1 protein-coding gene is annotated in these 1421 nt (G+C 67.3%); it reads left to right on the forward strand.

Going from position 1 to position 1421, the window contains the following annotated elements; genetic code table 11:
* The coding region (locus AC1DDO_RS22995; RefSeq protein ID WP_476972848.1) for a transketolase-like TK C-terminal-containing protein at positions 1-1421 on the forward strand (1421 nt) is incomplete at both ends.

Below are 1421 nucleotides of genomic sequence, written 5' to 3' on the forward strand. Positions count from 1 at the left end.
GGCCGCAACGCGACCCACCAGATGAAGAAGCTCACCCTCGCGGACCTCAAGGCCTTCCGCGACCACCTGCGCATCCCGATCACGGACGACCAGCTCGAAGCGGACCTCTACCGGCCCCCGTACTACCACCCCGGCATGGACTCCCCGGAAATCCAGTACCTCATGGGCCGCCGCAAGGAACTCGGCGGCTTCGTCCCCGAACGCCGGCCGGACCATGCGCCCGTGGAGTTGCCCGACCCCGCAACATATGAGGTCGCCAAACGGGGTTCCGGCAAGCAACAGGCCGCCACCACCATGGCGTTTGTCAGGCTGCTCAAGGACCTGCTCCGGGACAAGAAGTTCGGCCATCGCATTGTCCCGATCGTGCCGGATGAATCCCGCACGTTCGGCATGGACGCGTTCTTCCCGACGGCGAAGATCTACAACCCGGACGGCCAGGGTTATCTGTCCGTTGACCGGGAACTGGTCCTCGCCTACAAGGAATCGGCCCAGGGCCAGCTGATCCACCCGGGCATCAACGAGGCCGGGGCGGTGGCCGCGTTCACGGCCGCGGGCACCTCCTACGCCACGCACGGCGAGCCGCTCGTGCCGATCTACGTGTTCTACTCGATGTTCGGCTTCCAGCGCACCGGCGATTCCTTCTGGGCTGCAGCGGACCAGATGACCCGCGGGTTCATCATCGGCGCCACCGCAGGGCGCACCACCCTCACCGGCGAAGGCCTGCAGCACGCCGACGGGCACTCCCCCATCCTCGCCGCCACCAACCCGGCAGTGCTCACCTACGACCCCGCCTTTGGGTACGAAATGGGCCACATCATCCGGGACGGGCTGGAGCGGATGTACGGCCCCGACAACGACGCAGACCGGAACCTGATGTACTACCTCACGGTCTACAACGAGCCGATCTTCCAGCCGGCCGAACCCGAGAACCTCGATGTCAACGGTGTGCTGAAAGGCATCTACCGGGTGTCGGCGTCGGACGTTGAAGGGCCCAAGAGCCAGATCCTTGCCTCCGGCGTGTCCGTTCCCTGGGCCCTCGAGGCCCAGCGGATCCTCGCCGAGGACTGGGGCGTCTCCGCCGATGTCTGGTCCGTGACCTCCTGGAGTGAACTGCGCCGCGACGCCATGGCCGCCGAGGAAGAAGCCTTCCTCAACCCCGGCCAGCCCGCCCGCGTCCCGTTCGTCACCCAGCAGCTCGCCGGCGCCGCCGGGCCGATCGTCGCGGTCACCGACTACATGAAGGCCGTGCCGGACCAGATCCGGCAGTTCCTGCCGAACGAGTTCGCCTCGCTCGGCGCCGACGGCTTCGGCTTCTCCGACACCCGCGCCGCGGCACGCCGCTTCTTCAAGAACGACATCCACTCCGTGGTGGTCCGTTCCCTGCAGATGCTCGCCCGCCGCGGCGAAGTCGACGCCCAGGC

Source organism: Arthrobacter sp. 10N43 (assembly GCF_056394525.1).